Below are 24,462 nucleotides of genomic sequence, written 5' to 3'. Positions count from 1 at the left end.
CCCATGAACCCGATACCAATGGTTCGCGCCTCCACACGCTTCTATCAACCACACAAGCCACCTTAAGGCCTTGCCACAGTGGACACATATTGAGCGCCTAACCCCTCTCGTGTGGATCACCTTACCCCACTCATCAATCCCACACAGTTGAAAAACCCCTTTTGCAATAAATACCAACACCAAGTATTTTAATATCTTTCATGGCCCTGCTCCTTTTTTTAAAAATAGAAACTCTATGTTGGCGCATTATAACGCCCTCTTTAAGGAGGGGCACTTTTCATTAGGTTACTTTTTTTATGATTTTTGTCCTGTTGAATACCAATTAGGCCGCCTTTGCGGCCTAATTGGTAACGTGAGTGAGAGTACTATCTAAGGTCTTTTTAATTATTCATCCCATTTGAGCGTGCCCCCCGCCTGGTATTCAATGACGCGGGTTTCAAAGAAATTCTTTTCTTTTTTGAGATCCATCATTTCACTCATCCAGGGGAATGTGTTTTTCGCCCCGGGGAATTGCTCCGGTAAGCCGATTTGCACACAACGTCGATTGGCAATGTATTGCAAATAATCTTTGAACATGTTGGCGTTTAAGCCTAAAATGCCGCGAGGTATAGAGTCTTTCGCGTATTGGTATTCTAGTTCGGCACCTTCAAGGATCATCTGAATCACTTCTTTTTGAAAATCCTTTTTCCATAAATGCGGGTTTTCAATTTTAATTTGATTAATTACGTCGATACCGAAGTTTACATGCATGGATTCATCGCGCAAAATATATTGAAATTGTTCAGACGTTCCTGTCATTTTACCACGGCGACCCATAGCGAGGATTTGTGTGAATCCCACGTAAAAGAATAACCCTTCAAAAACGACATAGAATGCGATTAAATCGCGTAATAAACGGCGGTCATCTTCCGGCGCTCCAGTTTTAAAATTAGGTTCGGCCAAACTTTGGGTATAAGGCAATGCCCATACGGCTTTTTTGGAAACCGCTGGTAGTTCCCGATACATATTAAAAACTTCCGCTTCATCCAATCCGAGACTCTCGATAATGTATTGGTAAGCGTGCGTGTGTAGGGCTTCTTCAAACGCTTGGCGCAGTAAATATTGGCGGCATTCAGGATTAGTGATATGCCGATAAATCGCGAGCACTAGATTATTAGCGACTAATGAGTCGGCAGTCGAAAAGAAACCTAGGCTGCGTTTTACGATGGTTCGTTCGTCGGCGGTTAAGCCATTTGGGTCCTTCCAAAGAGCGATGTCTGCAGTCATGTTAATTTCATTGGGCATCCAATGATTGGCGCAGCCGGATAAGTATTTTTGCCAAGCCCAGGTGTATTTAAAAGGGACTAGTTGGTTAAGGTCGGCGTGACAATTAATAATTTTTTTGTCGTCAACGCGAATTCGGGCAGCGCTCATTTCGAGTTGTTCTAGGCCTGTAGCGCCACTTTGCACAGTTGTACCGCCACCGGTTTCCTCCTCATCGGATTCTTCGTTTTTTGGGGAGAATTTTTTTTCGGGCGTAGCTTCAATGGCCTCGGGGTCATTGTAATCATCCCAATCGAGTAAACTGCTTATTTCTTGATGAGTTTGCATCGATTCTCCTTTTTATTTAGTGGTTCAGAACCATAACTTTTTAAGGAATTTATTGACATGCTTCGCAATCGGAATTATCAATAGTGCAAGAGTTAGGGTTATTTTTCCCCGTTACTGCATTTAACGTTGTGTCATGAATAGTGGCTTTTTCGGTTCCTGTGGCTCCCATACTGCGCAGGTAATAGGTCGTTTTCAATCCGCGCAGCCAGGCCATGCGATACAAGACATCCAATTTTTTCCCCGAGGGTTCAGCCATGTATAAATTCAATGATTGAGCTTGATCGATCCATTTTTGTCGACGTGAGGCGGCTTCAACCAGCCAGCGTGGCTCAATCTCGAAAGCCGTGGCATATAATTTTTTAAGCTCCGCCGGAATACGATCAATTTTTTGAACGCTGCCGTTGTAATATTTAAGGTCATGTACCATTACGTTATCCCATAGTTGGCGACTTTTAAGTTCGCTAACTAAATAAGGATTGATCACGGTGAATTCTCCCGACAAATTCGACTTCACAAATAAATTTTGATACGTCGGTTCAATCGATTGAGAAATACCACAAATATTCGAGATCGTTGCTGTGGGTGCAATGGCCATGACGTTAGAATTGCGCATACCGTGTGCAACAACTTGCTTTCGCAACGCATTCCAATCGAGGGTTTGGTCGGTATTTTGTTCGAAATATTTTCCGCGACTTCTTTTCAATAATTGAATGGAATCGATAGGTAAAACATTCTGGCTCCATAAAGAACCTCTAAAAGTTTGATAAGGACCGCGTTCTTTAGCTAATTCCATCGATGCTTGGATGGCGTAATAACTAATCGTCTCCATGCTTTGATCGGCAAATTGCACGGCAGCTTCTGAAGCGTAGGGAATATTTTGCAAATATAACGCGTCCTGAAATCCCATCAATCCAAGTCCAATTGGACGGTGTTTGAGATTGGAAGTGCGTGCTTGTGGGACGCTGTAATAATTAATGTCGATGACATTGTCCAGCATGCGGATCGCCGTTTTTGTTGTTCTTGCTAATTTTTCAGTATCGAGTTTGCCGTCTTTCATGTGATTGACGAGGTTAATACTGCCGAGATTGCAGACAGCAATTTCCTCGCGGGAGGTATTTAATGTGATTTCCGTGCATAAATTCGAGCTATGAATAACGCCAACATGTTGTTGCGGCGAGCGAATATTGCAAGGATCTTTGAAAGTCACCCAGGGATGTCCCGTCTCAAACAGCATGCTTAAAATCTTTCGCCACAGTGAAATCGCGGAAATAGTTTTTGAGCGAATCTCGCCGCGATGTGCTTTTTCTTCGTAGGCAACGTAGGTGGTTTCAAAGGTTTCTCCAAATTTATCGTGTAAATTAGGTACCTCGTCGGGAGAAAATAAGGTCCACTGCCCATCCTCAAATACCCGCTTCATAAATAAGTCGGGAATCCAATTAGCTGTATTCATATCGTGGGTCCGGCGGCGGTCATCGCCTGTATTTTTACGCAAATCCAAAAATTCTTCGATGTCCATGTGCCATGTTTCTAAATAAGCACAAACAGCGCCTTTGCGTTTACCGCCTTGGTTGACGGCAATCGCCGTTGCATCCGCCACGTTGAGAAATGGCACAACGCCTAATGATTTTCCATTGGTACCTTTAATGTAAGCGCCCAACGCTCGCACCGGCGTCCAATCGTTGCCTAATCCACCCGCGTATTTTGAAAGCAAAGCATTGTCTTTAAGCGCGCTGTAAATTCCATCTAAACTGTCCGGGACTGTCGTTAAAAAACAACTGGAAAGCTGAGGAAAAACGGTGCCTGAATTAAATAAGGTTGGGGTTGAGCTCATAAAGTCGAACGAAGAAAGAACATTGTAAAACTCAACCGCACGTTCGTTGCGTGCTTCGCCTTCACTTTGAGCTAAGCCCATAGCGACTCGCATGAAAAAAACTTGGGGCAATTCAATGCGCACCTGCTGGTGATGAATCAAATAACGATCATAAAGCGTTTGCAGGCTTAAATAAGTAAATTGTTGATCGCGTTTGGGTTTTAGTGCTTGGGCCAAATAATTCAAATCAAAAGTTTGTAAATTGGGATGCAGATGTTCAGTCTCGATCCCGTGGCGGATAAAATTTTTGAATGCCTCGGGGTAATAACGGGCAATATCTTCGTGCATTAAATCCTGCGGGAGATTAAGTCCATTTAGCACTTCGCGGTATAAATCATGGAGCAATAAACGCGCGGTCACATAAGTGTAATTCGGTTCGTTTTCCACCAAGGTGCGTACCGTCATGACGAGCCCTTTGTAAACATCTTTTAAAGCGACTCCGTCGAATAAATTATTTTTCGTTTCTTCAAGGATTTTAACGGCGTCGACACCTTCTAAATCGCTGCAAGCGGAGCGCACCATGCGCGCAAGCCAAGATTGGTCCAGCAGGGTGGTAGCACCATCGTCGAGGGTGACGTGAATGGTATTTTCGGCTCCGCTCGCTTTTTGTTCTTCACGTTGTTTACGGCGCTCTTCTCGATAGAGCACGTAAGCGCGAGCAGCTTTGTGCAAGCCGGCGTACATGAGTGCCAGTTCCACCTTGTCTTGAATCATTTCAATATGGAGGGCGCCGCCGGACGGCCAGCGTTTTTGGAAAAGATCAGTAATCTGATTGGTTAACCGCGACACGATTTCTTGAACGCGGCCTGATTCAGCCGCTGTTTCCCCCTCAACGGCTAAAAAGGCTTTTTTCATGGCAATCGTGATCCGGTTAGCGTCGTATTTCACGACCCGCCCATCGCGTTTGACCACTCGCAATTGGCCAGGTTGAATGGCTTCGAGTAGATTCCCATCGGAGTTGCCGCCACCGAGCGTTAATCTGGTTTCTTTTAGATTAGTTTCCATGAGAGAATCTCCGGGTTTTTTTCATTGGTTTGGGGGTATAAATAATTGATTTTAGGCTTCACAACCCCGCCGATTGGGTCCTACTTGAGCCACAATATATAGGCATTTTTTAAGTTGTTAAACACAAGATAATGTGTTTTAGTGTGAATTGCAAGTAGAGTAAGACGGGGGAAAGCTGTGGATAAAATGGGGATATATTCTTACCCACAACTCACAACACTTTCAATTTTAAGCTTCGTCATTTAGGCGCGCTTTTAGCGCGCTGGGTCCCCTATGCGGGGATGACGGGTTTTAGGGTTTTAGGTCTTTACCCTTTACGGGTAGTTAATATTATAGGTATAAATAATTTACGCAGGCGAAGATAGTTAAGGGTTATTGCAGTAGTTCTGATTTTAAGAGTCTGCCTAGGCAAGAATAAAAGCTATCCGCTTGGGTCTTGGTCCATGCCGCCGGAAGAATTGCCGGAAATATCCACCTCTCCCTCTCTGGTGTGATACTCTTGAATAGATACTCCTTCTAAGTGTGTATCCCCATGCACCTCATGGTTGCTAAAGCCATTGAGATCAAGTTCATGACTATCTGCTTTTTCGAAGGAATAACCGTCATCATCACCTTCTTTATTTTCGCCCTTGTCTGCGGCCCGGGCCTTGCTCTTCTTCCAGAAGCAACCCTGCTTCAGGTAACGCTCCTTCGTCAGGAGGAGCCGTTAATGGCAACTCACCTGTTGAGAGGGAAGCTTGGTTTCTTTGAACCACTTCTTCAAGTGGAGCGGCTACCGAAGGTGCGCCTTCTGATAAACCGGTTTCAGTAGAAGAAGGGACTGGCGCCTTATTCTACTGTTAACGCTGAAGCGTTTTCAGCAGAAATATTCTCGCCAACGACAGGAGTTCCCGGAGCCACGGCTCCCGGGAGCAAGCCGCTCGTGGGAGGGCCTCGGCGAATTTGAGCAAAGATTCAGCTTCCTCCGCGGACGGTTTAACGAGGTGAGTAACAACGTTATCGGCATGCTCAGAAAATGAGTCCAAACTGCTATGCAATGTATCGGAACTCGAAAACGGCCTATTGGATATTAAAAAATTTACATCTTCCGGGACGTGGGCGGGTAAACCTCCACCGAGGCTCCACAACAGGAACAACAACGCTCCCTAAATGAAGATTGACGTTTTCCCTCACGAAAGATTTCACATTTATTTCATCGGCGTCTTTCTCGTATTCTTTAGGTCTAAGCCCTTGTTTCAAAAGAGAGCCCACGCCGGCTTTTTCATGAGTAACCATAAACGTCACTCACCACTTGGGTGAGTTAACTGAAACTTCCCTCCCTCTTTTATCTCTATACCCCAATTATAGCGCAGTTATTAGTTTTTCTTCATTAACTAAATGATTAAAAAAGAAAATTTTGGTTTTGATAAATATTGAAAGCCGCGCGTCGTAGAATAAAAATATCTTTAAAAATCAATAGATTGATTTACTACGTTGCTTATCGATATACATGGCTTCGTCGGCTTTGGAGATTAACATTTTGATGTCTTTTATAGGGCCTGTTTGGTATCCGATGGAAAAATGCCCCGTTTTAGGTTCCAATTCTCTCAAAATGGATTCAAGCTTTTTAAGCAGACTTTGTTCGGCTTCTTTTATCGAGGAGGCATCGTCATGGAAAGCAAGATAAAGGAATTCGTCGCCTTCAATTCGAAAAAACAGATCCCTTTTTCGGGCTGAGGAAGTGATTCGGTGGGTGGTTTTTTTGAGTAATTGATCGCCGGCACGATGGCCATAGTTATCATTAACAGCTTTGAAATTGTTTAAGTCGAGTAGGAAAACGCTGATTTTCTTTTCGGTATAAACAGTGAAGGTTTTCTTAAAAGTTCCTCCAGTTTAGTAGGGTTGTAGGCCCCTGTTAGCGGATCGTAGTAGGAGAGTGGGACCAAGTTTTCAAAAAGTGAGGCGCTAATGAGGGGTACAGCTGAGAAATTAACGACAATTTCTAATAAAAAACAATCCTCTTCAGAAAAATAAACATTATTTTCCAGATTAACGAGTTTGAGAACGCCTAATAATACATCTTTGAGTTTAATTGTGGCAAGCAATGATCGAACAGGTTTTTTTTTAAAGAATTTATCCACCTTTTTGCTAAAACGAGGATCATTTTGGCAATCTCTAATAAAAGAAGATTTTCCAGTTTCGGCGACGGTGTGCCCGCAATACCTCCGCCCCTTTTTAGCCGAATGCCTTTAGTTACCTCTTCATCTAAACCTTTGCCATAGAAAAAAATAACTCATCATACACTGAGTCATAACGCAAGAGACTCCAATTAGATAGGGGTAAAAAATTTTCTACCTCTTGCATGATTTTTTCAATAACGGTATCGACTTTGTAGGGAGAGATAATTAATTCGCTTAATATTTCGCTTATATGTGAAAATAGTAACTGTAATTTCTTTTGTTGAATGGAAACCATAAATAAAGACGTACAAAATCCCTATTTTAGTAGCGGTAATGTTCCGATTTAAAAGGTCCTTCGGGATCAACTCCGATATAGTCGGCTTGTTTTTCAGTCAATTTTGTTAATTTTGCGCCTACCCGTTCTAAGTGAAGTCGAGCAACTTCTTCGTCGAGATGTTTGGGTAAAACGTAAACCCCGATAGGGTATTTTTCAGGGTATTGCCACAATTCTATTTGCGCAAGCACTTGGTTAGTAAAGGAGTTGGACATGACAAAACTAGGGTGTCCTGTTGCACAGGCCAAGTTGACTAAACGACCTCGAGCTAACACCGTAAGACGTTTTCCGTCACGGAAAATAACTTGATCCACTTGGGGTTTGATATTCATCCATTGGTAATCTTGTAAGGAAGCAATATCGATTTCGTTGTCGAAATGACCAATATTACAAACGAAAGCTTGATCTTTCATTTTCAGCATATGCTCATGAGTGATAATATCGGTATTCCCCGTTGCTGTTACAAAGATATCAGCGCTATCAGCCATTTCACCCATGGTAACGACGCGGTAACCTTCCATCGCTGCTTGTAAAGCGCAAATAGGATCGATTTCTGTAATATAAACGGTAGCTCCATAAGCGCGTAATGATTCGGCGCAACCCTTGCCGACATCCCCATAACCACAAACCACCACGCGCTTACCAGCGATCATAACGTCCGTAGCGCGCTTGATAGAGTCGATTAATGATTCACGGCAGCCGTAAAGATTATCAAATTTAGATTTGGTGACAGAATCGTTGACGTTTATGGCGGGGAATTTTAATGCGCCTTTCTTTAACATTTTGTAAAGACGGTGTACCCCCGTGGTCGTTTCTTCAGAAACACCCCGTATGTTTTGGCATAATTCAGGGTGTTTTTGGAGAGTGTAAGCGGTTAAGTCGCCGCCATCATCAAGCAGTAAATTGGGCGTCCAACCTTTGGGCCCTTCTAGCGTAGATGCAATGCAGCGCCAATATTCTTCTTCGGTCTCCCCTTTCCAGGCGAAAACAGGAATGCCTTTTTGAGCGAGGGCAGCAGCAGCGTGATCCTGGGTGGAAAAGATATTACAGGAAGACCAGCGCACCTCGGCGCCTAATAATATCAGAGTTTCAATTAAGACGGCCGTCTGAATGGTCATGTGAATACAGCCGGCAATGCGTGCGCCCTTTAAGGGCTTTGCATTTTTATATTTTTTGCATAATGCCATTAACCCTGGCATTTCCGTTTCGGCAATTTCGATTTCTTTACGGCCCCAATCGGCCAGGTTGATATTGGCGATATGGTAGTCTTGTGTCATTGTTGCTGTTTGCATGTCATTTTCCATTTCAATTAGTTACGTTTGCAGCGACTAAACCGGCGGCTTCGCGGAGTATTTCGGCTTTATCGGTTCGCTCCCACGTAAACTCAGGTTCTTCTCGACCGAAATGTCCGTAGGTGACGGTTGCCTTATAAATGGGCCTCAATAAGTTCAATTCTTCGATAATTTTGCCAGGACGAAGATCAAAATGTTCTTTAATTAATTGCTGAATGCGGGCTTCGCCAATTTTCCCCGTGCCGAAAGTTTCGACACTGATTGAAGTGGGCTCGGCAACGCCAATTGCATAGGAAACTTGTATTTCACACCGATCAGCGAGGCCGCCAGCCACGATATTTTTGGCTACATAACGGGCAGCATAAGCGCCTGAACGATCGACTTTGGAAGGATCTTTGCCAGAAAAACACCCACCACCGTGGCGTGCCATTCCGCCGTAGGTATCGACAATAATTTTTCGACCGGTTAACCCGCAATCCCCCACCGGGCCGCCAATAATGAAGCGTCCTGTCGGATTAATAAGGAAGCGCGTGTGCTTATCGAGCCAATGCGGGGGAATAATGGGTTTGATAATTTCATCGATGACCGCTTCCCTCAAACTTTCTTGGTTAATTTCGTGGCTGTGTTGAGTGGAAAGGACGATACAGTCGGCGGCGACGGGTTTTCCGTTTTCGTAACGCAAGGTTACCTGGGATTTCGCATCGGGACACAGCCAAGGGAGCCGACCATTTTTGCGTAACAGCGCTTGTTGGCGTACAAGGCGGTGGGCATAGGTGATGGGAGCCGGCATAAAAACATCGGTTTCTCGGGAAGCGTACCCAAACATTAACCCTTGGTCGCCTGCCCCTAATTCTTGGTCTTCACGGCCATCGACACCCATAACGATATCGGGCGATTGTTTTCCAATGGCAGTGACAACAGCGCAAGTTTCTCCGTCAAAGCCAAGGTGGGGGTCGTTATACCCGATTTGTAAAACAGTGTTTCGGATAATTTGTTCTACGTCCGCCCAGGCGTTGGTAGTGATTTCCCCGGCTACAAAAACCATTCCAGATTTTACGACTGTTTCGCAAGCCACTCGACAGTTAGGGTCTTGGCCAATCAGGGCATCAAGAATAGCATCCGAAATTTGGTCAGCTACTTTGTCCGGGTGACCTTCGGAAACGGATTCTGAGGTAAATAAGGTCGTGTGCGTCATTAAAGCATCCCTAAATTAATGTTTCAAAAACATAGAGTAAGTTGTGTCAACATGGTAATAAAAAATTATTTGAATTGCACCCGATTTTTTACAGTGATATATTAGATCACGTTCACAAACGAAAATAGGAGCTAAAAATGCGACGTTTACTCATCAGTCTCAGCATATTTTTTGCATCTTGAGCGGAAGTATCACTTACGCAACAACGCAGCAATCCCAACAGTCGAGTCCTCCAGTTAATCTTTACGAAAAACCACAATCCAACGCGAAAATTTTAAAAACACTCTCACCAACTGTACGCTTGATTCTTATCTATCATCAAAAAGATTGGGTTAAAGTAGGTGATCCGCGTAATGGCGAGATAGGTTGGCTGAATTAAGCACAATATCAAAAAGCGCTTAAAGCGTATTATTCAGTCCAATGTTCAAACTGTACTTATCTGGACGGAGCATAACGAACAAGGAAAGCCCACGATGGATATTGTGGCTTATAAGGACGGCAAAAAATTAACTGGCAAGGAAAGTCAGAAATTGTACGATCAAATTAAAGCGCAACAAGCTAAAGAATCCCATTATATGCAGCGTGTTTTCTGGCACATGGATGATTTAATGGCGGAGCAAATGCGGGCTTTTTCTCATTGGATGACTGTATAGACCCTTGGGATGATGATTTTGTTGGTTTCGGGCCAATGGTGGTGCAGCCGCTAATTATCCTCAAGCCTGTGCACAAAGTTTCCCACCCCATGTCGAGTGATACGAAGTCGAATAAAGTTGACCAATCTAAAGCAAATTAAGCGACCCTCATATGGCATCGGACAATGTTCTTGGAATGACGGCGCTTATCTTTAAATTTTTGTCGTGCGTTAAGCCGAATGATTTTAAGTCAAGGAAAAATAGTTTAATTTTAGTCTATGGCAGTTAGCTGACCTTAGAATCCTTGCAAATTTAACACTTTATGTTAGATTTGCAAGGATGTTAACTCGCTTACTGACTTTAAAGCTTTTAACGGCGTTGGAAAATAATCCAGCAGTGGCTATCCTTGGGTCGCGACAAGTGGAAAAGACAACGCTTGCACTTGAAGTTGCTAAAAAAGCTCTTCTGTTTACCTGGATTTAGAAGCGCCTCCTGACGTGGCGAAACTACAAGACCCAACCGCTTACTTTAGTAATCAAATGGGAAAGCTTGTTGTTTTGGATGAAATCCAGCGCATGCCAGAACTCTTTAAAGTACTGCGTGGAATAATCGATCAACGTCGACAGCCCGGAATGGGTAATGGGCAATTTTTAATACTCGGTTCAGCTTCTCGGGATCTCTTAAGGCAATCTTCCGAAAGTCTAGCAGGTCGCATCGCTTACCTTGAACTCTCACGGGTTTAACTCCTCTTGAAACAGACGCAGTGACGCCTTCTGCATTGAACCGGCTTTGGTTGAGAGGAGGTTTCCCAAACAGTTATACAGCCATTTCGGATCACGTGAGTGCAACGTGGCGAGAGAACTTCATACAAACTTATCTAGAAAGAGATATCCCGCAGTTTGGGCTTCGCATTCCTTTTCGCGGTTACTTTGCGACGGTTTTGGACCATGCTTGCCCATTTTCAAGCTACTACGGTGAATATTTCCAAGCTAGCGACTAACCTTGATCTCAGCAGTACGACTATCAAGCGTTGCGTTACCTTGATTTGTTGGTTGATCTTTTGCTAGTCATCGATTGGAACCCTGGTATGCCAACAAGGGTAAGCGACTGATTAAATCGCCTAAAATTTATATTCGTGATAGTGGCTTGCTTCATCAATTATTGAATATTCCCGATTTTGACGCACTCTTGGCTCACCCTGTAGTGGGTGCGAGCTGGGAAGGTTTTGTGGTAGAGAACCTTTTAGCCGTGGCCCCCGATCATACTGAGACTTCTTTTTATTGAACTGCTGGGGGTGCTGAAATCGATTTGTTGCTGCACATGCCTGGACAAGAATGTTGGGCCATTGAAATTAAGCGAACAACGGTGCCCAAAGTAGAACGCAGATTTTACCAGGGCTGTAAAGACTTAAACCCGACCCGACGCTTTGTGGTCTACAGCGGCGAAGAAAGATTTCCACTCTCGCGTCAAGTGGAAGCCATTCCCTTGTTGGATTTGACGGTGGAGCTTCGCAACTTTAGCTAAAGTTCTCCCGACTTCCAGATTTTTTTGTGGACGCCAATAAGGTCTTATATTTTCAAATAGTTAGAATGATTCTTGTGCGAAAATACGTACTAAATCTGAAAGTCAGAAAAACTTAAAACCCGACACCCCCGCTCCTTCGTCGTCCCCGCCTATACGCGCAGCGCACACACGCTGCGCGCTAAAAACGCGCCTGGACTCCCGCTACACGAGATCATGCAGTTTAAAATGGAAATAGCTGTGATTTCTGGGTAATGAGATGGTACGGACTTAGGGCTTCTGCAATACTAATTCCAAAGCTTTTTAAAAAGCACTAAGTCCGTACCCAACTCCGGTTCTCCCGCCCCTACCATCGCCGTTTCGTCGAAGGTATCTACATAACTGGCGCAATTTTAAAAAACCACGCCACCCATATCATCAGCCGAGCAAATACTAAAAAGTATCACAGAATCGCCTGTCCGTAGATGCTTACTTGCTCGTTGTGGTTTACGCCCCTCAGAATTTTTAGCCTGGAAAACTGAACAAAATAAATGAATCTGCGAGAATGAGTGGACTTTAAGTTTTTTTAAAGAGCTGCTTCTAGATCGTGGCGCAAATCAGTTATCGCTTCGATACCGACGGAGAGGTGAATAAAAGCATCTGTTATGCCCCCAGTTTTTGGCGTTCTGCTTGTGGAATGGAGGCGTGGGTCATTATGGCCGCGGGGTGTTCGATGAGGCTTCGACACTGCCGAGGTTTGCCGCTAAGGTGAAAAGTTGGCAGCGTTCGAGTACTTTTTTAGTTTCATTTAAATCGAATTTTAGCTCGACAGAAATCATGCCGCCAAAATAACGCATTTGTTTTTTAGCAATCGAGTGCTGGGAGTGGCTTGGTAAGCCAGGATAATAAACGCATTTTACTTTGGGGTGTTTCTCTAACCATTGGGCTAACTGCATCGCATTTTCAGAGTGGCGTTCCATTCGAATGGCTAACGTTTTTAATCCGCGTAAAATCAGAAAACTATCGAAAGACGCGGCGATAGCACCTATAGCTTTTTGTAAATATTTTAATTGTTCGGCTAAAGTTTTATTGTCGCCCTCCACGGCTACGCCGCCTACGATATCAGAATGACCATTTAAATATTTTGTTGCCGAATGTGTAACGATATCGAAGCCTAATTCTAATGGGCGTTGAATAATCGGTGTGGCGAATGTGTTGTCGGCAACTGCGATGATATTTTTTCTTTTACGATCTCCGCAATTTTTGCAAGATCAACAACTTTAAGCCGAGGATTGCTTGCTGATTCTACCCACAACATTTTAGTTTTTGCGGTGATGGCTTCTCGCACTTTATTTTCGTCCGTAAAATCGACGAACGAAAAAGAAAGGCCGGCTGATCGCTTTCGTACATTTTCAAATAAACGATAGGAGCCAGCATAAACGTCGTTCCATCACCACTACATGATCACCCGATTGTTAAGAGTTCTAAAATAGTGGCGTGACGGCCATTCCTGACGAGAAAGCAAAGCCGTGTTGTCCAGACTCTAAATCCGCGACACAACGCTCATAAGTAAAGCGCGTCGGATTTTGGCTGCGAGAATATTCGTACCCTTGATGAACGCCTGGACTTTTTTGCGCATAAGTGGAAGAGGTATAGATGAGCGTCATGACGGCGCCGGTTAAGGGGTCCGGTTTTTATCCGGCGTGAATGACACCTGTATCGATGCGTGATTTTTTATTGTTGTTAGCCGTCACCTTTTTTATCCCATCAAAAAGAAGAGTAGCCCGTATGGAGCGAAGCGGAATACGGGAAATTGTTAGGATTGAAAATCCGTTACAAAAACCCTTGTGCCTGCATCCAGGCGTCGTCTGCAAATTTAGTCAAGTAATTTCGAATAGCATCCGGCAAAATAACTAAACATCGCTCGCCTTCTTTCAATCGTTGAGCCGCTTGGCAAGCTGCCCAAACAGCTGATCCGGAAGAACCGCCCAGTAATAGCCTCTCTTCACAAATTAAACGGCGCGCCATTAAAAAAGAATCTTTGTCGTTAATTTTGACGTATTCATCGATTAGGTTGTTGTCCAGCACGTCGGGGATAAAATCATACCCGATGCCTTCTACAAGGTAAGGTTTAATTTCATCCCCGCCCCCTAGAATAGATCCAATGGGGTCGACGCCGATGATCTGAATCGAAGGATGCACTTCTTTTAGTTTTTTTTGCAACTCCGATGACGGTCCCCCCTGTGCCAACGCCCATTACCACCATGGAAAGATTTTCACCCATGTCCTCCAAAATCTCTTGGGCTGTGGTTTGGTAATGGATATCGGGATTTTCACTATTGCTGTATTGATCGAGAATGTAAGAATTAGGAATTTTCTGCTTTAGACGTTTGGCGAGTGAAATATGGCTTTCGGGATCATCATAGGCTGCTTCTGTAGACGTTCGATAAATGGTTGCGCCCAGCGCTTCTAAAACGACTTGTTTTTCGTGGCTCATTTTTTCTGGCATCGTGATGATAACTCGATAGCCTTTGACGGCTCCAGCTTAAGCAATACCGATCCCCGTATTGCCAGAGATTGGTTCGATTAGTGTATCGCCCGGTTTAATTTTTCCCTGTTCTTCGGCCGATTCAATCATAGCAACGCCAATTCGGTCTTTAACGGAACCGCCTGGATTGAGGAATTCGCATTTGCCGTAGAGTTCACAAGGAAGAGATTGGCCAATTCGATGCAAGCGCACAACCGGCGTTTCGCCGATAACTCGAAGTATATTATCAAGAACCATGAATGACCTAAACTAGGGTATTGTGTTTAATACAAGTAGCGTATGATAGTTTATAATAAAAACAAAAGCGAAGCGTTATGTTTAAGCCAAGATACATTAATGACATCGTCAAGCGATTATTGGGTTCGATACCGCCTGGGGTTAAAAACTTGCCCAAAGATCTCGAAAAAAACTTCAAAAGCATATTGCAACAATCCTTTAGTAAAATGGATTTAGTGACGCGCGAAGAATTTGATGCCCAGGTTAAGGTGTTGGAGCGCACGCGAGCAAAATTGGAAGCGCTGGAAAAAAAGTTAAGTGAATTAGAAAATCTTCAATCGTAGTCTTCGATGTCGCTTGCTATTGTGTATAGTTGCGGCAGCACACGGATTGATCCTCCTCCTGTAACCGTGGAGGTTCATATATCGAATGGCATGCCAGTATTTTCTGTTGTTGGGCTTACTGGAAACTGCTGTTTAAGGAAAGCCGTCATCGCATTCGTAGTGCCATTGTCAGGCTATATTTTGCTTATAATAACCTTGTATAAGAGGATACAAATGCGCGATTTGCTTGAAACTTTATTAGAAGAAGCCTTTATTGTCACCTCGGAAGCCCGCAAGGGGACGCTGCGGTAATATCAATTTTCACAAGCCCGTAATATGATTAAAGTTGCCATTGGCATGCGGCGATGAGGTAAATCCTATTTTCTTTACCAAACTATCAATGGATTTTTGGATCAAGGCGTTGCTAAAGAGCAAATTCTGCTATTTAATTTCGAAGACGATTAGCTACTGCCTATCGACATCAAAGCAATGGGAAGTTCTTTTCGAGAATATTTGGGGGCGCATCAGGTGAAAATAGATAGCAGTAGACCCTTTAGACAACGAACCTTCGATATCCTGTGTCAATATTTACTCAATTATTTTTCGCGTGGTGGATTTCCGGCTGTGCAGCACATGCCCATCAATGAATGGCGGGAAACGCTGCAGGGATACATAGATACGGTGATTTTAAGAGATATTATTGAGCGTTATCATGTGACGAATGTTGCGTTATTAAAATATCTCACAACGACTTTATTGAAAAATACGGCCACTGTTTTTTCAGTGAATAAATTTTATAACGATATAAAAAGCCAAGGTTACAAAGTGAGTAAAGACACGATTCATACTTATTTGGATTAGCTTGAAGACGCTTTTTTAATTTTTACTGTGCCTATTTATTCCGAATAGGGGCGGATAAAGCAGAAGAAACCCAAAAAGATTTATGGAATTGACAATAGTCTGATTAATGCTATTTCAATCAGTTTGAATAATAATTATGGAAGATTGTCGGAAAATTTAATTTATTTGGGCTTCAGGCGACGAAACAAAAGTATTTATTTCTACGACAGCCAAGAAGGGTACGAAATTGACTTTGTGACCGTGGATAAGACGGGTTATCGTGAGTTAATCCAAGTGAGGTGGGATACATTAGAGGCGAAAACCTTAGAAAGGGAAAAGCGCACCATTCGGGGAGCCGAAAAAGAGTTGGGTATTAAAGCAGGATAATCACGGCAAGGGGATATTTAAAAGAGATTTGTACCTCTTATTAATGATGCTGGTAGTTTTAAACACCCTCCTTATTGAAATCCTGCTAGAAATCATCAGCATATTGTGATTAACTGTGTTTCAATGTTAAACAATTCAAAAAAGCGGGTTTTGAGCGTTTTCAGTCTGGTGATGATCAACGTCATTGCTATCGACAGTTTGCGCAATTTGCTGACGAATGCAGGTAATAGGCTGACTATCCTTTTATTTTATTTCATTGCGACTCCCATTTTTTTTGGCCAGCGTCTTGGTAACGGCTGAATTGGCGACGCATCGGCCTAAAACCGGGGAAGTTTATGTTTGAGGCATTTGGACCGCAATGGGCCTTTTTCACGATTTGGTTTCAGTAGATTTATAACGTTTTTTGGTACCCACGATTTTATCCTTTATTGCTGTCAATGTTGCTTATTTTTTAATCCAGCGCTAGCCGCCGATAAAGCATTTATGTTGCTGATGATTCTCGGTATGTTTGTATTGGTGACGATAGCCGAACAGTTATGGAATGATAATTTCCAGTGTAGTGAGTTCGATAAACGCCATTGTCGGCACCATTATTCCAATGGCATTGATTATTCTATTAGGCGCTGTTTGGTTGTTGATGAAAAAACCGTTAGCCATCAGTTTGAACTAGCATAATTTTATTCCTCATTTTAGTCATATTTCTAATTTGGCTTTTTTAGTAGTGGTGTTTTTTAGTTTGATGGGAATTGAAATGTCAGCGGTTCATGCCGAAGAAGTGAAAAACCCTGAACGAGATTATCCGCGCGCCCTGTATTATTCAGCGTTAATTATTGTCATCAGTGCAGCTTTATCGTCGACCTCGATTGCATTGATCGTGCCGCAACAGACATTAAATATTGTCAGTGGTTTGGATCAAGTGTTTGCATTATTTTTAAATGCGTTTCATTTAAAATAGTTATTGCTTGTTACGATATTCATTATTATTTTAGGGGGTTTTGGTAGCATGGCAGCGTGGGTTATTGGGCCTACGAAAGGGTTGATGGTGGCAGCAGAAGACGGATCATTACCGGCCTGGATGTCTTATCGAAATAAACGAGGCGCGCCCCTGGGTGTTTTATTGATGCAAGTTATTTTAGTTGTTTTTCTATGTTTGTTGTTTTTGTTAATTCCTTCTTTTAATACTGCTTATTGGATTTTAAGCGATTTAACAGCACAGTTGACCTTAATTTTTTATATTCCATTTTTTGCTGCAGCGATTCGATGGCGCTTTAAAACTGAAAGAAAAGAAAAATGTTTTCGAATTTCGGAAGGGAATTTTGGCATTTGGTTGGTGGGGTGCGTGGGAATAATCGCTTGTATCACTTCTATTTTAGTTGGCTTTATTCCGCCGGCGGAAGGGAAGCAGCGCATGAATCCCCTTGGGAACTCTACAGCTCTTGTTTCTGGCGCAGGCGCCAGAGATTTCTTTCTGTAAAATTACTTCCACTTCAAATCAAGCTTTGGAACGACGGCCTATTTTTTTTCGAGTCTTTTGAGCCACTTTAGCAGGAGAGCCTTTCCTTCTCTTCACTGAAGTCTTCTTCTTCAAAGGCCGGCCTGATTTTTTAGCTACTCTTTTTACTTGCTTAGACTTTTTAGCATTGTTTAATTCTTTTTGGACTTTTGCTTCTGCTTTTTTCAGCCGTGCTTGTAATTTTTTTACCGCTTCTTTAGCTTTTTTAAGAGCGACTGATCTTCTTGGTTTTCTCACTTAATTTCTCCCTATTCAACCATTTCTTTAAGTCGTTTGAGTGGACGAATTTTAACGACGTTCTTAGCAGGTTTGGCTTTAAACGTCATGGGTTCTCCTGTAAAAGGGTTAATTCCCTTACGCGCTTTGGTGGCAGGCTTCCGTTTTACACTGCATTTGCAAAGACCTGGAACAACGAACTCACCCGCTCCTCCTTTTTTGAGATGAGCATGCGTTAAGTCCGACAAAGCTTCAAATATCATTGTCACTTGTTTTTTTGTCAGCTCGGTGCTTTCAGCCAAGTGAGCAAGTATTTGCGATTTGGTCATCCGCTCTTTGACCGCAGCCACCCTTGTTTTTGACTTTCCAGTTTTCCTGGATATGGATTTTTTTTGAGAAAAAGTTTTCTTTTTTATTGCCATTGTTTTCCCTTATTTAAAATAGACTTTCTAAATTGTAAGAAAATTTAGAAAAAAAAGAAAGCTATTATTGCTGATGCTCCCTAATTAAGTGAAGAAATAGCTTGCCGTAATTTTCGAATTTCTTTCGCCCCACACTGTTGATGACTAGAAACTCACTGTCGCTAACAGGTAACCGACTCGCCATTTCAACCAGCGATGCGTAGCTGAAAATTATGAAAGGAGCAACCCGAGACTCTCGAGCAATCGCTTTACGTAAATCACGAAGCTTCTCAAAGAGTCCGACATCATAAGCCGATGGCGCCGATGAATTTACTTTCGACGCTTTGTATTTTTTCTTCAAAACATTATATTTCTCGCGCGGTTTAGCAAGAATGAGTGTTTCCTTCCCTCGCAAAATCGAACGAGCCAATGGTGTTAATCGCAAAATGGAATAGTTAGCCAAATCCTGTTCCAGGTAGCCCAGATGAATTAATTGACGAAAAACGCTATACCATTCGTTCTGGCTTAATTCCTTACCAATACCATAGGTGGATAAACGATCATGGCCGGCCCGCTTAATTCGTCGATCATCCTTACCACGAAGCACATCGATGACGTAGTTAACGCCATAACGTTCTTGGACACGATAGACACAGGACAATGCCTTTTGCGCTTCAATGGTGCCATTGTAGATTTCAGGGGGATTTAAACAAATGTCGCAATTACCGCAATCTTCAATCAACGATTCATTAAAATAGTTTAACAATACACGACGGCGGCAAGTCCACGCTTCTGCAAAAGCAGACATGCAATTTAATTTATGCAATTCGATCCGTTTGCGGAGCTCATTATTTCCATTTTCAATAAAACTTTTGATAACAGCAATATCACGCAAACCGTAAAGCAATAATGCTTCAGAAGGAAGACCATCTCGCCCAGCTCGGCCAGTTTCCTGATAATAACCCTCAATATGCTTTGGCAAATCATAATGCACCACGAAACGAACATTGGGTTTGTCAATTCCCATTCCAAAAGCAATAGTCGCCACAATGATGTTAACATCATCACGCTGAAAGGCTTCTTGGGTTTTTCCGCGCTGAGCCGCAGGCAGCCCAGCGTGATAGGGCAAAGCGGAATACCTATCTGCTTGCAATTTAGCAGCAACTTCCTCCACTCGGTTGCGACTCAAACAATAAACAATACCAAAATCAACTTTTCGATCTTTTAAAAAGTTGACTAATTGGTTGTATGGTTTTTGCTTTTCTAACAATGTATAACGGATGTTTGGACGATTAAAGCTTGCGATGTAGACATTCGCCTTTGTTAATCTCAAACGTTGCAAAATGTCTTGTCGAGTTTGCTTATCCGCCGTGGCGGTGAGTGCGATGAACGGAACTTTTGGAAAATATTCGCGTAACTCACCCAACCGTAAATATTCCGGTCGAAAATCATGACCCCATTGCGAAACACAGTGAGCCTCGTCGATAGCCACTAAGGCTAATTTCACTTCCCTTAAGCGCGATAGAAATGATTCAGTCATTAACCGCTCAGGAGCAATATAAAGAAAATCCAATTCATTATTATGCAATCGAGCTAAATTTTTTTGCGCTTCGGCTTTCGTCAACGTAGAATTATAAAGAGCCGCCGCCGCTCCGTTGGCATTTAAAGCTTGAACTTGATCCTGCATTAAGGAAATGAGTGGCGAAACGACAATACCCACCCCTTCTCGCACGAGTGCAGGTATTTGATAACACAACGACTTCCCACCGCCCGTTGGCATCAAAACAAAATTATCTTCACCAGCTATAACACTGTTAATGATTTTTTCTTGCAGCGGACGGAAATTTTTATATCCAAAAGTTTGTCTTAAAATTTCAAGTGCTTTCATCGACATGAATGACCTCCCTTTCTCGTCATGATAACAAAATCAGAGCCCGGTTTTACTTACACAAAAACAATTTTATCTATAAGAAAAACGGCACTAACGCTTGAGCGCGGTAAGTTTTTGGTTTCCCGCCAAGCTCATCGACGTACTTATAAAATACTGAATACAACTCGCTACTGCGACTATTTTGTTGACCACCTTGCTGCTTTAACACCGATACAGCCTCTATTATTTGAGCACACAAATCCATTTCAATCGCAACGGTTTTTTGCCTTGGCTCAAAGCATTTTTTATGTGGGTTTTTAGACAAATACAAAATAACTCCATCCCGTCCTTTTGGTTCAATCGGGTATCAATTTAACGGTTCAGTACGGCTGTTTTGTTTCGCAACATCGTCACGTCACATAAGAGTCTCAAAGTCATTGCCGATTCGCAGTACTCTATTGGGTCCAGATAATTTTCCAATATTTGTCGATATTCTTTTAAGGCCTTTGGCGAAGCTTGCTGTTCAAGCGATTGCGGCGATTCTTGGGATAAGATCGCTCTATAGGATAGAGAAATACCTTGAAGCAACACTTTCGAAAGGGTATGCAATTCAGCCAAAAAGAAAACCTCAGGACCAAAAATTTGTAATAAGATTCTGCCGTGAGAATGCTAGTCTGCATGGACTGCATCTCTGCCCTTTTCCTTTCCTGACTGAACTAAACATATGATTTCATAAAGATAAGCGTCCATTGACCATTGCAATTTTTGCGTTAAGGTGACTTCATCATCCTCAACCATTCCCTTAAAAAAGGGTATAATGCATTTATGAAGGATTGTTCGCCGTGTTCTTTTTCAGTGGGTCTGTGCTTCACATTGCCGTCATAACGGCCGTCGGAAATATTATTATGACAAACATTATTGACCACCCGTCAATACAAAGAAAGGATCTCTTTAAAGACCTTCTCTTCCAAACTCAGTTCATATTCTTTATGCTTTCGAAACATAAATTTATATAAATCGAGTGGCATGCCACTGGCATAACGTTGATGGGTGGCGAATTTTTCGATTAAACTGTTCAAGCCTCCGATCGCATTCCAAACTTCTCAGGCTTTAACTTGAAAAGTAAAATCCGACATACCTTCCAAGCCCATTGACAACTGAAATTTAGTTTGACTTTCATTGAAGGAGTAATCCAGTAAATTATTTACATTTTTTTGTAACCTCTTTCGGCGCAATGCCCTCTCAAATGCGAAGTAACTTAAAATGGCGCACGAATGAATTGTAATCAAATAATCCCATCAATTGTTTCATTTTATTAATTTCCTTTTTATTAGAAAGAGTTTCTTTTTCAGATTCTGATTGACTCTCTGTCCTTTTCGTTTCTTGTAGCGAAAAAATGTAGAACTATTAAAAGAAAATTTCTTTTCTTCAGAGGATTGCTCGTCAGACTCTTTTTGAGTTTTTTGTTCCTCAATCCAAGGATATTTTTCCGTGTCTTCTACTAATTTAAGACGTATTGCATTTAAGACTAAACATTACCATGATACCCCCGGCTTTTTCGAATCAATTTCTACGTATTTTACTGTAATTTTCAAATATTCGTCTAGTTCCACCCACCCTGTGGTCGGCCGGGCTATCTGAAATTTTATTTTCCGCTAACGGTTTCAAACGTTTATTAATTTCTTTGATTACTTGGATACGGTTTTTGTTACCAGATTTTTCCGCACCCCAGATTTCAAGATGGACGCCTAATTCTTTTATCATTCTATTTATAAGTAATCTCTTAAAATCCGTATTTTTTATGGCCGCGAAGGTTCCCAATACTTGGTTAATATTCTCCTCTCCATCCTTTTCTAGCTTATTGTAAGTTATAGAGATTATATAATTACAACCTTCCCCTTCACACAAAGCATAATGACCCTCCAGATTTTCAGGGCCGAGCAAACCATTCACTTTTATCTTCAATACCTCAGTAATAGCTCGTGCCTTCTCGATCTTTTCCTTCTCTATTTTCGACAAAAGTGGGTCTCCATCATAAGGCGCGTATTCCAATGTAAACGTTGCAATAGATGCATCTGCTGATTCCTCCGACAAGTTTTCTATACTATTAAACAATAAATAATAACGACCTTTGAACCTAACAGGACTTTGCATATTCTCAGCTTTCAAAAATTAATGGGTTATTCTTAAAATCTAAGAGATCTTGGCGCATGAAATTAACAGCAAATGAACAAATCAGATTTTGCTATAATCAAAAGATAGGCTTATTAAAAAGGACCTCGATATGCGCTTCAAAGACCGTAAAGACGCAGGACAACAGCTCGTTAATTTATTGCAACCTTATACAATGAAGGGTCAAATAGCATCGTGCTAGCTTTGCCCCTGGGCGGCGTACCCGTTGGGTTCGAAATAACTCAAGTGCTTTATTTGCGGTTAGATGTCTTTTTAATCCGAAGATTAGGGATTCCAGTCCAAGAGGAGCTAGCGATGGACGCTATTGCGTCCGGCGGCGTCGAAGTTTTAAACAATGTAATCACTGTTATCGTGGTGATCAGCCTCTATCAAAAATAAAAGACCAAACGGCACTTCTCATCGACGATGGCATCACAACTAGCGCGACGATACGAGTGGCTATTAAGGCTCTCAAAAAAACTGGGTTGCTAACGTTAAGGGATGGCGGCTCCGGTAGCACCGGAATCAACAATCCAACCATTAAGCGCCAAGATTGATAAAATTTATTGCTTAAAAACGCCTGAACCCTTTTTTGCTATTGGCAATTGGTACGAAGTTTTTTCGCAAACTCCTGATGAAGAAGCAATCATTGCTTTCTTCTGCAAAACAAGCGTTGGAGAAAAAAATGAACTGAGTTAGCTTGTCGATATTTACCTTAATAGAGAGGGAAGCCCTATGATTATCATTGAAAGCTACACAGACGCCGTTGATGCCTATAGCGCAAAAGTCATGCTCGAAAACAATGGCATTCATTGTGAGCTCAAAAATCACCTCCTTTCAGCCGAACTGTTGGAGAAAATCGAGTTGTCTGTAGGCGAAAAAGATGTCAAACTAGCCCGTGATGTCCTCGCTAACGCCATGGGCGAAAATAACCACTAATAGACTTTCGTTATGCCTCGTAGAAAAACTGAAAACCTCAACTTTGAAGCCTCCTTAAATGAATTAACGACATTGGTCGAAAAACTGGAGAAAGGCAACTTAACGCTGGCAGAATCCCTGGAAAATTTTGAAAGAGGGGTCGCCCTGGTTCGGTCGTGCCAACAAGCTTTATCGGAGGCAGAGCAAAAAGTGAAGGTCTTAATAAACCAAGATGGGATAGAAACGCTAGTTCCCTTTGAACTAGAAACCAAAACGGATTAATTAATTTCTTCTTATAATCTTATCAATGGGAACCGTCACTTCTCGATTCGCGCTTTCAAATAAATTACTCTCGGCACCAAAAGCATGCCCATAAATAACTTCTACCGTGGCTGGCAGTGCGCCATTTTTCTCACGGCAATTCTCATAATTCCTTAGAATTTGTCGCCATTGGGTTTTCCCCATCAACCCCTTGAGGCGATCTTGGGAGGCATTCTGGGCGCCCAGTTGTTTTAAATCTTTAACTAACTGCGATACCGAAGAATAATGGACGATAAGTCGCTCCATATCCATCACAGGGTGGGTAAAACGCAATTGAGTTAGCATATCGCCGATATCGTGCATATCATAAAAAGGATGCACGTGACGGTGACCATCGGCAAAACTCGAGCGCAGCTCTTTCAATGTATCCGGGCCAACCATACTAAAAAGTAAAAGTCCTCCCGGCTTTAAAACCCGATGGCATTCTTGCAGCGTGTGCTGGAGGTCACTGGACCATTGAAAAGCGAGATTAGAAAAAATCAAATCAACGGATTGATCGGCGAACGGGAGAGCCGTATATTCTCCTACAATCATTTTTGAAGACGCCGCTTGCAGAATCGCAACGGATAAATCCAAACCCACGACTATCGCTTCCCGATACCGCTCTTCCAACTGCTGCGTTGCATACCCTGTTCGAGCTCCCACATCTACAACGCAAAGAGGATTCAGCCGAATAAAGTCCAATCGCTCCAACAAGCGATCCGCAATGGCTTTCGGCACCACCCCCACATTTTCATAAGTCCGCGCAGCCGCTTGTAAAGCTTTCTTAACGGCCTTTTGGTCAACTTGGAACTGTATTTTAGACATTGGTGTAACTTTGCTTTAATTTATTTGTGCTATTATTTATTTCCAAGGCGTTGATTTTTAAACAAACCTTGATATAAGTCTTCCCATTCTGGGTTTTTTTCTTCGTCTTAATTTCTAAAAAACATTATCATTCCCGCGGGGACGCCTAGGCGTCAACTTAAGCATAAACCCCTAATGGCTGTAAAGTTGATGCTTCTCTTTCATTCACCTTGTTCCTTTCAAAGCTTCTTAACACAAGGGGCCTCTATCATTACCCACCCGTGGTGAAGCGTGAAAAACTTAAAAACCCGTCGTCCTCCCGCGGGGGCATCTGCTGTATTAATTGAAGCATACAAAACCTTCACGGCCGAGTC

23 protein-coding genes and 8 pseudogenes are annotated in these 24,462 nt (G+C 42.6%); 13 read left to right on the top strand and 18 right to left on the bottom strand.

The annotated features are described in order from the left end of the window. From OWO34_RS02275 to OWO34_RS02260, 4 genes and pseudogenes are all read right to left on the bottom strand, one after another. Nucleotides 1–202, bottom strand: a pseudogene (locus tag OWO34_RS02275) (IS110 family transposase); the annotation flags it as partial. A 182-nt stretch (nt 203–384) separates the two neighbouring features. Continuing rightward, on the bottom strand, nt 385–1,590 hold the full coding sequence (locus OWO34_RS02270) for a ribonucleotide-diphosphate reductase subunit beta (protein WP_267256421.1): 1,206 nt from the start codon (nt 1,588–1,590) through the stop codon (nt 385–387). A gap of 49 nt (nt 1,591–1,639) precedes the next feature. Beyond that, nucleotides 1,640–4,465 carry a ribonucleoside-diphosphate reductase subunit alpha gene (locus tag OWO34_RS02265; protein WP_267256420.1) on the bottom strand — a complete coding sequence of 942 codons (2,826 nt, stop codon included), beginning with the start codon at nt 4,463–4,465 and terminating at the stop codon, nt 1,640–1,642. Between the two features lie 32 nt (nt 4,466–4,497). Next, nucleotides 4,498–4,590: pseudogene (locus OWO34_RS02260) on the bottom strand (hypothetical protein); the annotation flags it as partial. A gap of 416 nt (nt 4,591–5,006) precedes the next feature. On the opposite strand from OWO34_RS02260, the gene OWO34_RS02250 reads away from it, so the two are divergent. Then, nucleotides 5,007–5,276 (top strand): hypothetical protein, encoded by a 270-nt coding sequence (locus OWO34_RS02250; protein ID WP_267256419.1) that lies wholly within the window; start codon nt 5,007–5,009, stop codon nt 5,274–5,276. Nucleotides 5,277–5,524: 248 nt separating this feature from the next. Here the strand turns inward: OWO34_RS02250 and OWO34_RS02245 are convergent, their stop codons facing one another. From OWO34_RS02245 to metK, 5 genes are all read right to left on the bottom strand, one after another. Then, nucleotides 5,525–5,740 carry a hypothetical protein gene (locus OWO34_RS02245; RefSeq protein WP_267256418.1) on the bottom strand — a complete coding sequence of 72 codons (216 nt, stop codon included), beginning with the start codon at nt 5,738–5,740 and terminating at the stop codon, nt 5,525–5,527. A gap of 177 nt (nt 5,741–5,917) precedes the next feature. Further along, nucleotides 5,918–6,289 carry a GGDEF domain-containing protein gene (locus tag OWO34_RS02240; RefSeq protein WP_267256423.1) on the bottom strand — a complete coding sequence of 124 codons (372 nt, stop codon included), beginning with the start codon at nt 6,287–6,289 and terminating at the stop codon, nt 5,918–5,920. Beyond that, the gene (locus OWO34_RS02235; protein ID WP_267256422.1) at nt 6,265–6,624 is read right to left on the bottom strand and encodes a GAF domain-containing protein; all 360 of its coding nucleotides are present in this window, start codon (nt 6,622–6,624) and stop codon (nt 6,265–6,267) included. The genes OWO34_RS02240 and OWO34_RS02235 overlap by 25 nt, the downstream gene beginning before the upstream one ends. A gap of 321 nt (nt 6,625–6,945) precedes the next feature. Then, nucleotides 6,946–8,262, bottom strand: coding sequence for an adenosylhomocysteinase (gene ahcY / locus OWO34_RS02230; RefSeq protein ID WP_267256417.1), 1,317 nt, complete (start codon nt 8,260–8,262; stop codon nt 6,946–6,948). Nucleotide 8,263: 1 nt separating this feature from the next. Then, nucleotides 8,264–9,445: a methionine adenosyltransferase gene (gene metK / locus OWO34_RS02225; protein WP_267256416.1), complete on the bottom strand. Its 1,182-nt coding sequence runs from the start codon at nt 9,443–9,445 to the stop codon at nt 8,264–8,266. A gap of 178 nt (nt 9,446–9,623) precedes the next feature. On the opposite strand from metK, the gene OWO34_RS02220 reads away from it, so the two are divergent. The 6 genes and pseudogenes from OWO34_RS02220 to OWO34_RS02195 all read left to right on the top strand — a co-directional run bounded on the left by OWO34_RS02220 (nt 9,624) and on the right by OWO34_RS02195 (nt 11,601). Further along, the gene (locus OWO34_RS02220; RefSeq protein ID WP_267256415.1) at nt 9,624–9,824 is read left to right on the top strand and encodes an SH3 domain-containing protein; all 201 of its coding nucleotides are present in this window, start codon (nt 9,624–9,626) and stop codon (nt 9,822–9,824) included. Nucleotides 9,825–9,918: 94 nt separating this feature from the next. Next, on the top strand, nt 9,919–10,098 hold the full coding sequence (locus tag OWO34_RS02215) for a hypothetical protein (protein ID WP_267256414.1): 180 nt from the start codon (nt 9,919–9,921) through the stop codon (nt 10,096–10,098). Nucleotides 10,099–10,416: 318 nt separating this feature from the next. Next, the gene (locus tag OWO34_RS02210; protein ID WP_267256413.1) at nt 10,417–10,560 is read left to right on the top strand and encodes a P-loop NTPase family protein; all 144 of its coding nucleotides are present in this window, start codon (nt 10,417–10,419) and stop codon (nt 10,558–10,560) included. 14 nt (nt 10,561–10,574) lie between these two features. Continuing rightward, entirely contained in the window at nt 10,575–10,820 is a 246-nt protein-coding gene (locus OWO34_RS02205; protein ID WP_267256412.1) for an AAA family ATPase, read from the top strand. A gap of 328 nt (nt 10,821–11,148) precedes the next feature. Beyond that, a pseudogene (locus OWO34_RS02200) lies at nt 11,149–11,361 on the top strand (DUF4143 domain-containing protein); the annotation flags it as partial. Between the two features lie 27 nt (nt 11,362–11,388). Next, nucleotides 11,389–11,601 carry a hypothetical protein gene (locus OWO34_RS02195; RefSeq protein ID WP_267256410.1) on the top strand — a complete coding sequence of 71 codons (213 nt, stop codon included), beginning with the start codon at nt 11,389–11,391 and terminating at the stop codon, nt 11,599–11,601. Nucleotides 11,602–12,163: 562 nt separating this feature from the next. On the opposite strand, the pseudogene OWO34_RS02190 reads toward OWO34_RS02195, so the two are convergent. Together OWO34_RS02190 and OWO34_RS02185 are read right to left on the bottom strand one after the other, a co-directional pair. Next, nucleotides 12,164–13,331 (bottom strand): annotated as a pseudogene (locus OWO34_RS02190) (trans-sulfuration enzyme family protein). A gap of 79 nt (nt 13,332–13,410) precedes the next feature. After that, nucleotides 13,411–14,362: pseudogene (locus OWO34_RS02185) on the bottom strand (pyridoxal-phosphate dependent enzyme). A 77-nt stretch (nt 14,363–14,439) separates the two neighbouring features. Between OWO34_RS02185 and OWO34_RS02180 the strand changes: the two are divergent. The 3 genes and pseudogenes from OWO34_RS02180 to OWO34_RS02170 all read left to right on the top strand — a co-directional run. After that, on the top strand, nt 14,440–14,685 hold the full coding sequence (locus OWO34_RS02180) for an accessory factor UbiK family protein (RefSeq protein ID WP_267256409.1): 246 nt from the start codon (nt 14,440–14,442) through the stop codon (nt 14,683–14,685). A 180-nt stretch (nt 14,686–14,865) separates the two neighbouring features. Further along, nucleotides 14,866–15,935: pseudogene (locus tag OWO34_RS02175) on the top strand (DUF4143 domain-containing protein). A 61-nt stretch (nt 15,936–15,996) separates the two neighbouring features. After that, a pseudogene (locus OWO34_RS02170) lies at nt 15,997–17,284 on the top strand (APC family permease); the annotation flags it as partial. Nucleotides 17,285–17,383: 99 nt separating this feature from the next. Here OWO34_RS02170 and OWO34_RS02165 read toward each other — a convergent pair. From OWO34_RS02165 to OWO34_RS02140, 6 genes are all read right to left on the bottom strand, one after another. Continuing rightward, nucleotides 17,384–17,641 (bottom strand): hypothetical protein, encoded by a 258-nt coding sequence (locus tag OWO34_RS02165; protein WP_267256408.1) that lies wholly within the window; start codon nt 17,639–17,641, stop codon nt 17,384–17,386. Nucleotides 17,642–17,652: 11 nt separating this feature from the next. Beyond that, a complete protein-coding gene (locus OWO34_RS02160; protein ID WP_267256407.1) occupies nt 17,653–18,042 on the bottom strand; it encodes an HU family DNA-binding protein in 390 nt (129 codons plus the stop codon). Between the two features lie 64 nt (nt 18,043–18,106). Continuing rightward, nucleotides 18,107–19,915, bottom strand: a complete 1,809-nt coding sequence (gene recQ / locus OWO34_RS02155; protein WP_267256406.1) for a DNA helicase RecQ — start codon at nt 19,913–19,915, stop codon at nt 18,107–18,109. Between the two features lie 70 nt (nt 19,916–19,985). Then, the gene (locus OWO34_RS02150) at nt 19,986–20,222 is read right to left on the bottom strand and encodes a hypothetical protein (protein ID WP_267256405.1); all 237 of its coding nucleotides are present in this window, start codon (nt 20,220–20,222) and stop codon (nt 19,986–19,988) included. A 41-nt stretch (nt 20,223–20,263) separates the two neighbouring features. After that, nucleotides 20,264–20,509, bottom strand: coding sequence for a hypothetical protein (locus OWO34_RS02145; protein WP_267256404.1), 246 nt, complete (start codon nt 20,507–20,509; stop codon nt 20,264–20,266). 945 nt (nt 20,510–21,454) lie between these two features. Continuing rightward, complete coding sequence (locus tag OWO34_RS02140) at nt 21,455–22,045, bottom strand: hypothetical protein (protein WP_267256403.1); 591 nt, start codon at nt 22,043–22,045, stop codon at nt 21,455–21,457. A gap of 130 nt (nt 22,046–22,175) precedes the next feature. Between OWO34_RS02140 and OWO34_RS02135 the strand changes: the two are divergent. The 3 genes and pseudogenes from OWO34_RS02135 to OWO34_RS02125 all read left to right on the top strand — a co-directional run bounded on the left by OWO34_RS02135 (nt 22,176) and on the right by OWO34_RS02125 (nt 23,263). Further along, nucleotides 22,176–22,757, top strand: a pseudogene (locus OWO34_RS02135) (phosphoribosyltransferase). Nucleotides 22,758–22,798: 41 nt separating this feature from the next. Continuing rightward, a complete protein-coding gene (locus OWO34_RS02130; protein WP_267256402.1) occupies nt 22,799–23,002 on the top strand; it encodes a putative signal transducing protein in 204 nt (67 codons plus the stop codon). A 12-nt stretch (nt 23,003–23,014) separates the two neighbouring features. After that, on the top strand, nt 23,015–23,263 hold the full coding sequence (locus OWO34_RS02125) for an exodeoxyribonuclease VII small subunit (RefSeq protein WP_267256401.1): 249 nt from the start codon (nt 23,015–23,017) through the stop codon (nt 23,261–23,263). On the opposite strand, the gene bioC is transcribed toward OWO34_RS02125, so the two are convergent. Continuing rightward, complete coding sequence (gene bioC / locus OWO34_RS02120) at nt 23,264–24,109, bottom strand: malonyl-ACP O-methyltransferase BioC (RefSeq protein ID WP_267256400.1); 846 nt, start codon at nt 24,107–24,109, stop codon at nt 23,264–23,266. Nucleotides 24,110–24,462 lie beyond the last annotated feature (353 nt).

Origin of the sequence: Coxiella endosymbiont of Ornithodoros maritimus (assembly GCF_907164965.1) — a bacterium.
GTDB lineage: Bacteria > Pseudomonadota > Gammaproteobacteria > Coxiellales > Coxiellaceae > Coxiella.
This window is presented reverse-complemented; position numbering and strand designations above follow the sequence as displayed.

Excerpts from the sequence above, each read along its gene's own strand:
- OWO34_RS02270 (WP_267256421.1), bottom strand. The coding sequence starts at position 1,590 with ATGCAAACTCATCAAGAAATAAGCAGTTTACTCGATTGGGATGATTAC.
- OWO34_RS02265 (WP_267256420.1), bottom strand. The coding sequence starts at position 4,465 with ATGGAAACTAATCTAAAAGAAACCAGATTAACGCTCGGTGGCGGCAAC.
- OWO34_RS02250 (WP_267256419.1), top strand. The coding sequence starts at position 5,007 with ATGGTTGCTAAAGCCATTGAGATCAAGTTCATGACTATCTGCTTTTTC.
- OWO34_RS02245 (WP_267256418.1), bottom strand. The coding sequence starts at position 5,740 with ATGGTTACTCATGAAAAAGCCGGCGTGGGCTCTCTTTTGAAACAAGGG.
- ahcY (WP_267256417.1), bottom strand. The coding sequence starts at position 8,262 with ATGGAAAATGACATGCAAACAGCAACAATGACACAAGACTACCATATC.
- metK (WP_267256416.1), bottom strand. The coding sequence starts at position 9,445 with ATGACGCACACGACCTTATTTACCTCAGAATCCGTTTCCGAAGGTCAC.
- OWO34_RS02215 (WP_267256414.1), top strand. The coding sequence starts at position 9,919 with ATGGATATTGTGGCTTATAAGGACGGCAAAAAATTAACTGGCAAGGAA.
- OWO34_RS02210 (WP_267256413.1), top strand. The coding sequence starts at position 10,417 with ATGTTAACTCGCTTACTGACTTTAAAGCTTTTAACGGCGTTGGAAAAT.
- OWO34_RS02180 (WP_267256409.1), top strand. The coding sequence starts at position 14,440 with ATGTTTAAGCCAAGATACATTAATGACATCGTCAAGCGATTATTGGGT.
- OWO34_RS02160 (WP_267256407.1), bottom strand. The coding sequence starts at position 18,042 with ATGGCAATAAAAAAGAAAACTTTTTCTCAAAAAAAATCCATATCCAGG.
- recQ (WP_267256406.1), bottom strand. The coding sequence starts at position 19,915 with ATGTCGATGAAAGCACTTGAAATTTTAAGACAAACTTTTGGATATAAA.
- OWO34_RS02140 (WP_267256403.1), bottom strand. The coding sequence starts at position 22,045 with ATGCAAAGTCCTGTTAGGTTCAAAGGTCGTTATTATTTATTGTTTAAT.
- OWO34_RS02130 (WP_267256402.1), top strand. The coding sequence starts at position 22,799 with ATGATTATCATTGAAAGCTACACAGACGCCGTTGATGCCTATAGCGCA.
- OWO34_RS02125 (WP_267256401.1), top strand. The coding sequence starts at position 23,015 with ATGCCTCGTAGAAAAACTGAAAACCTCAACTTTGAAGCCTCCTTAAAT.
- bioC (WP_267256400.1), bottom strand. The coding sequence starts at position 24,109 with ATGTCTAAAATACAGTTCCAAGTTGACCAAAAGGCCGTTAAGAAAGCT.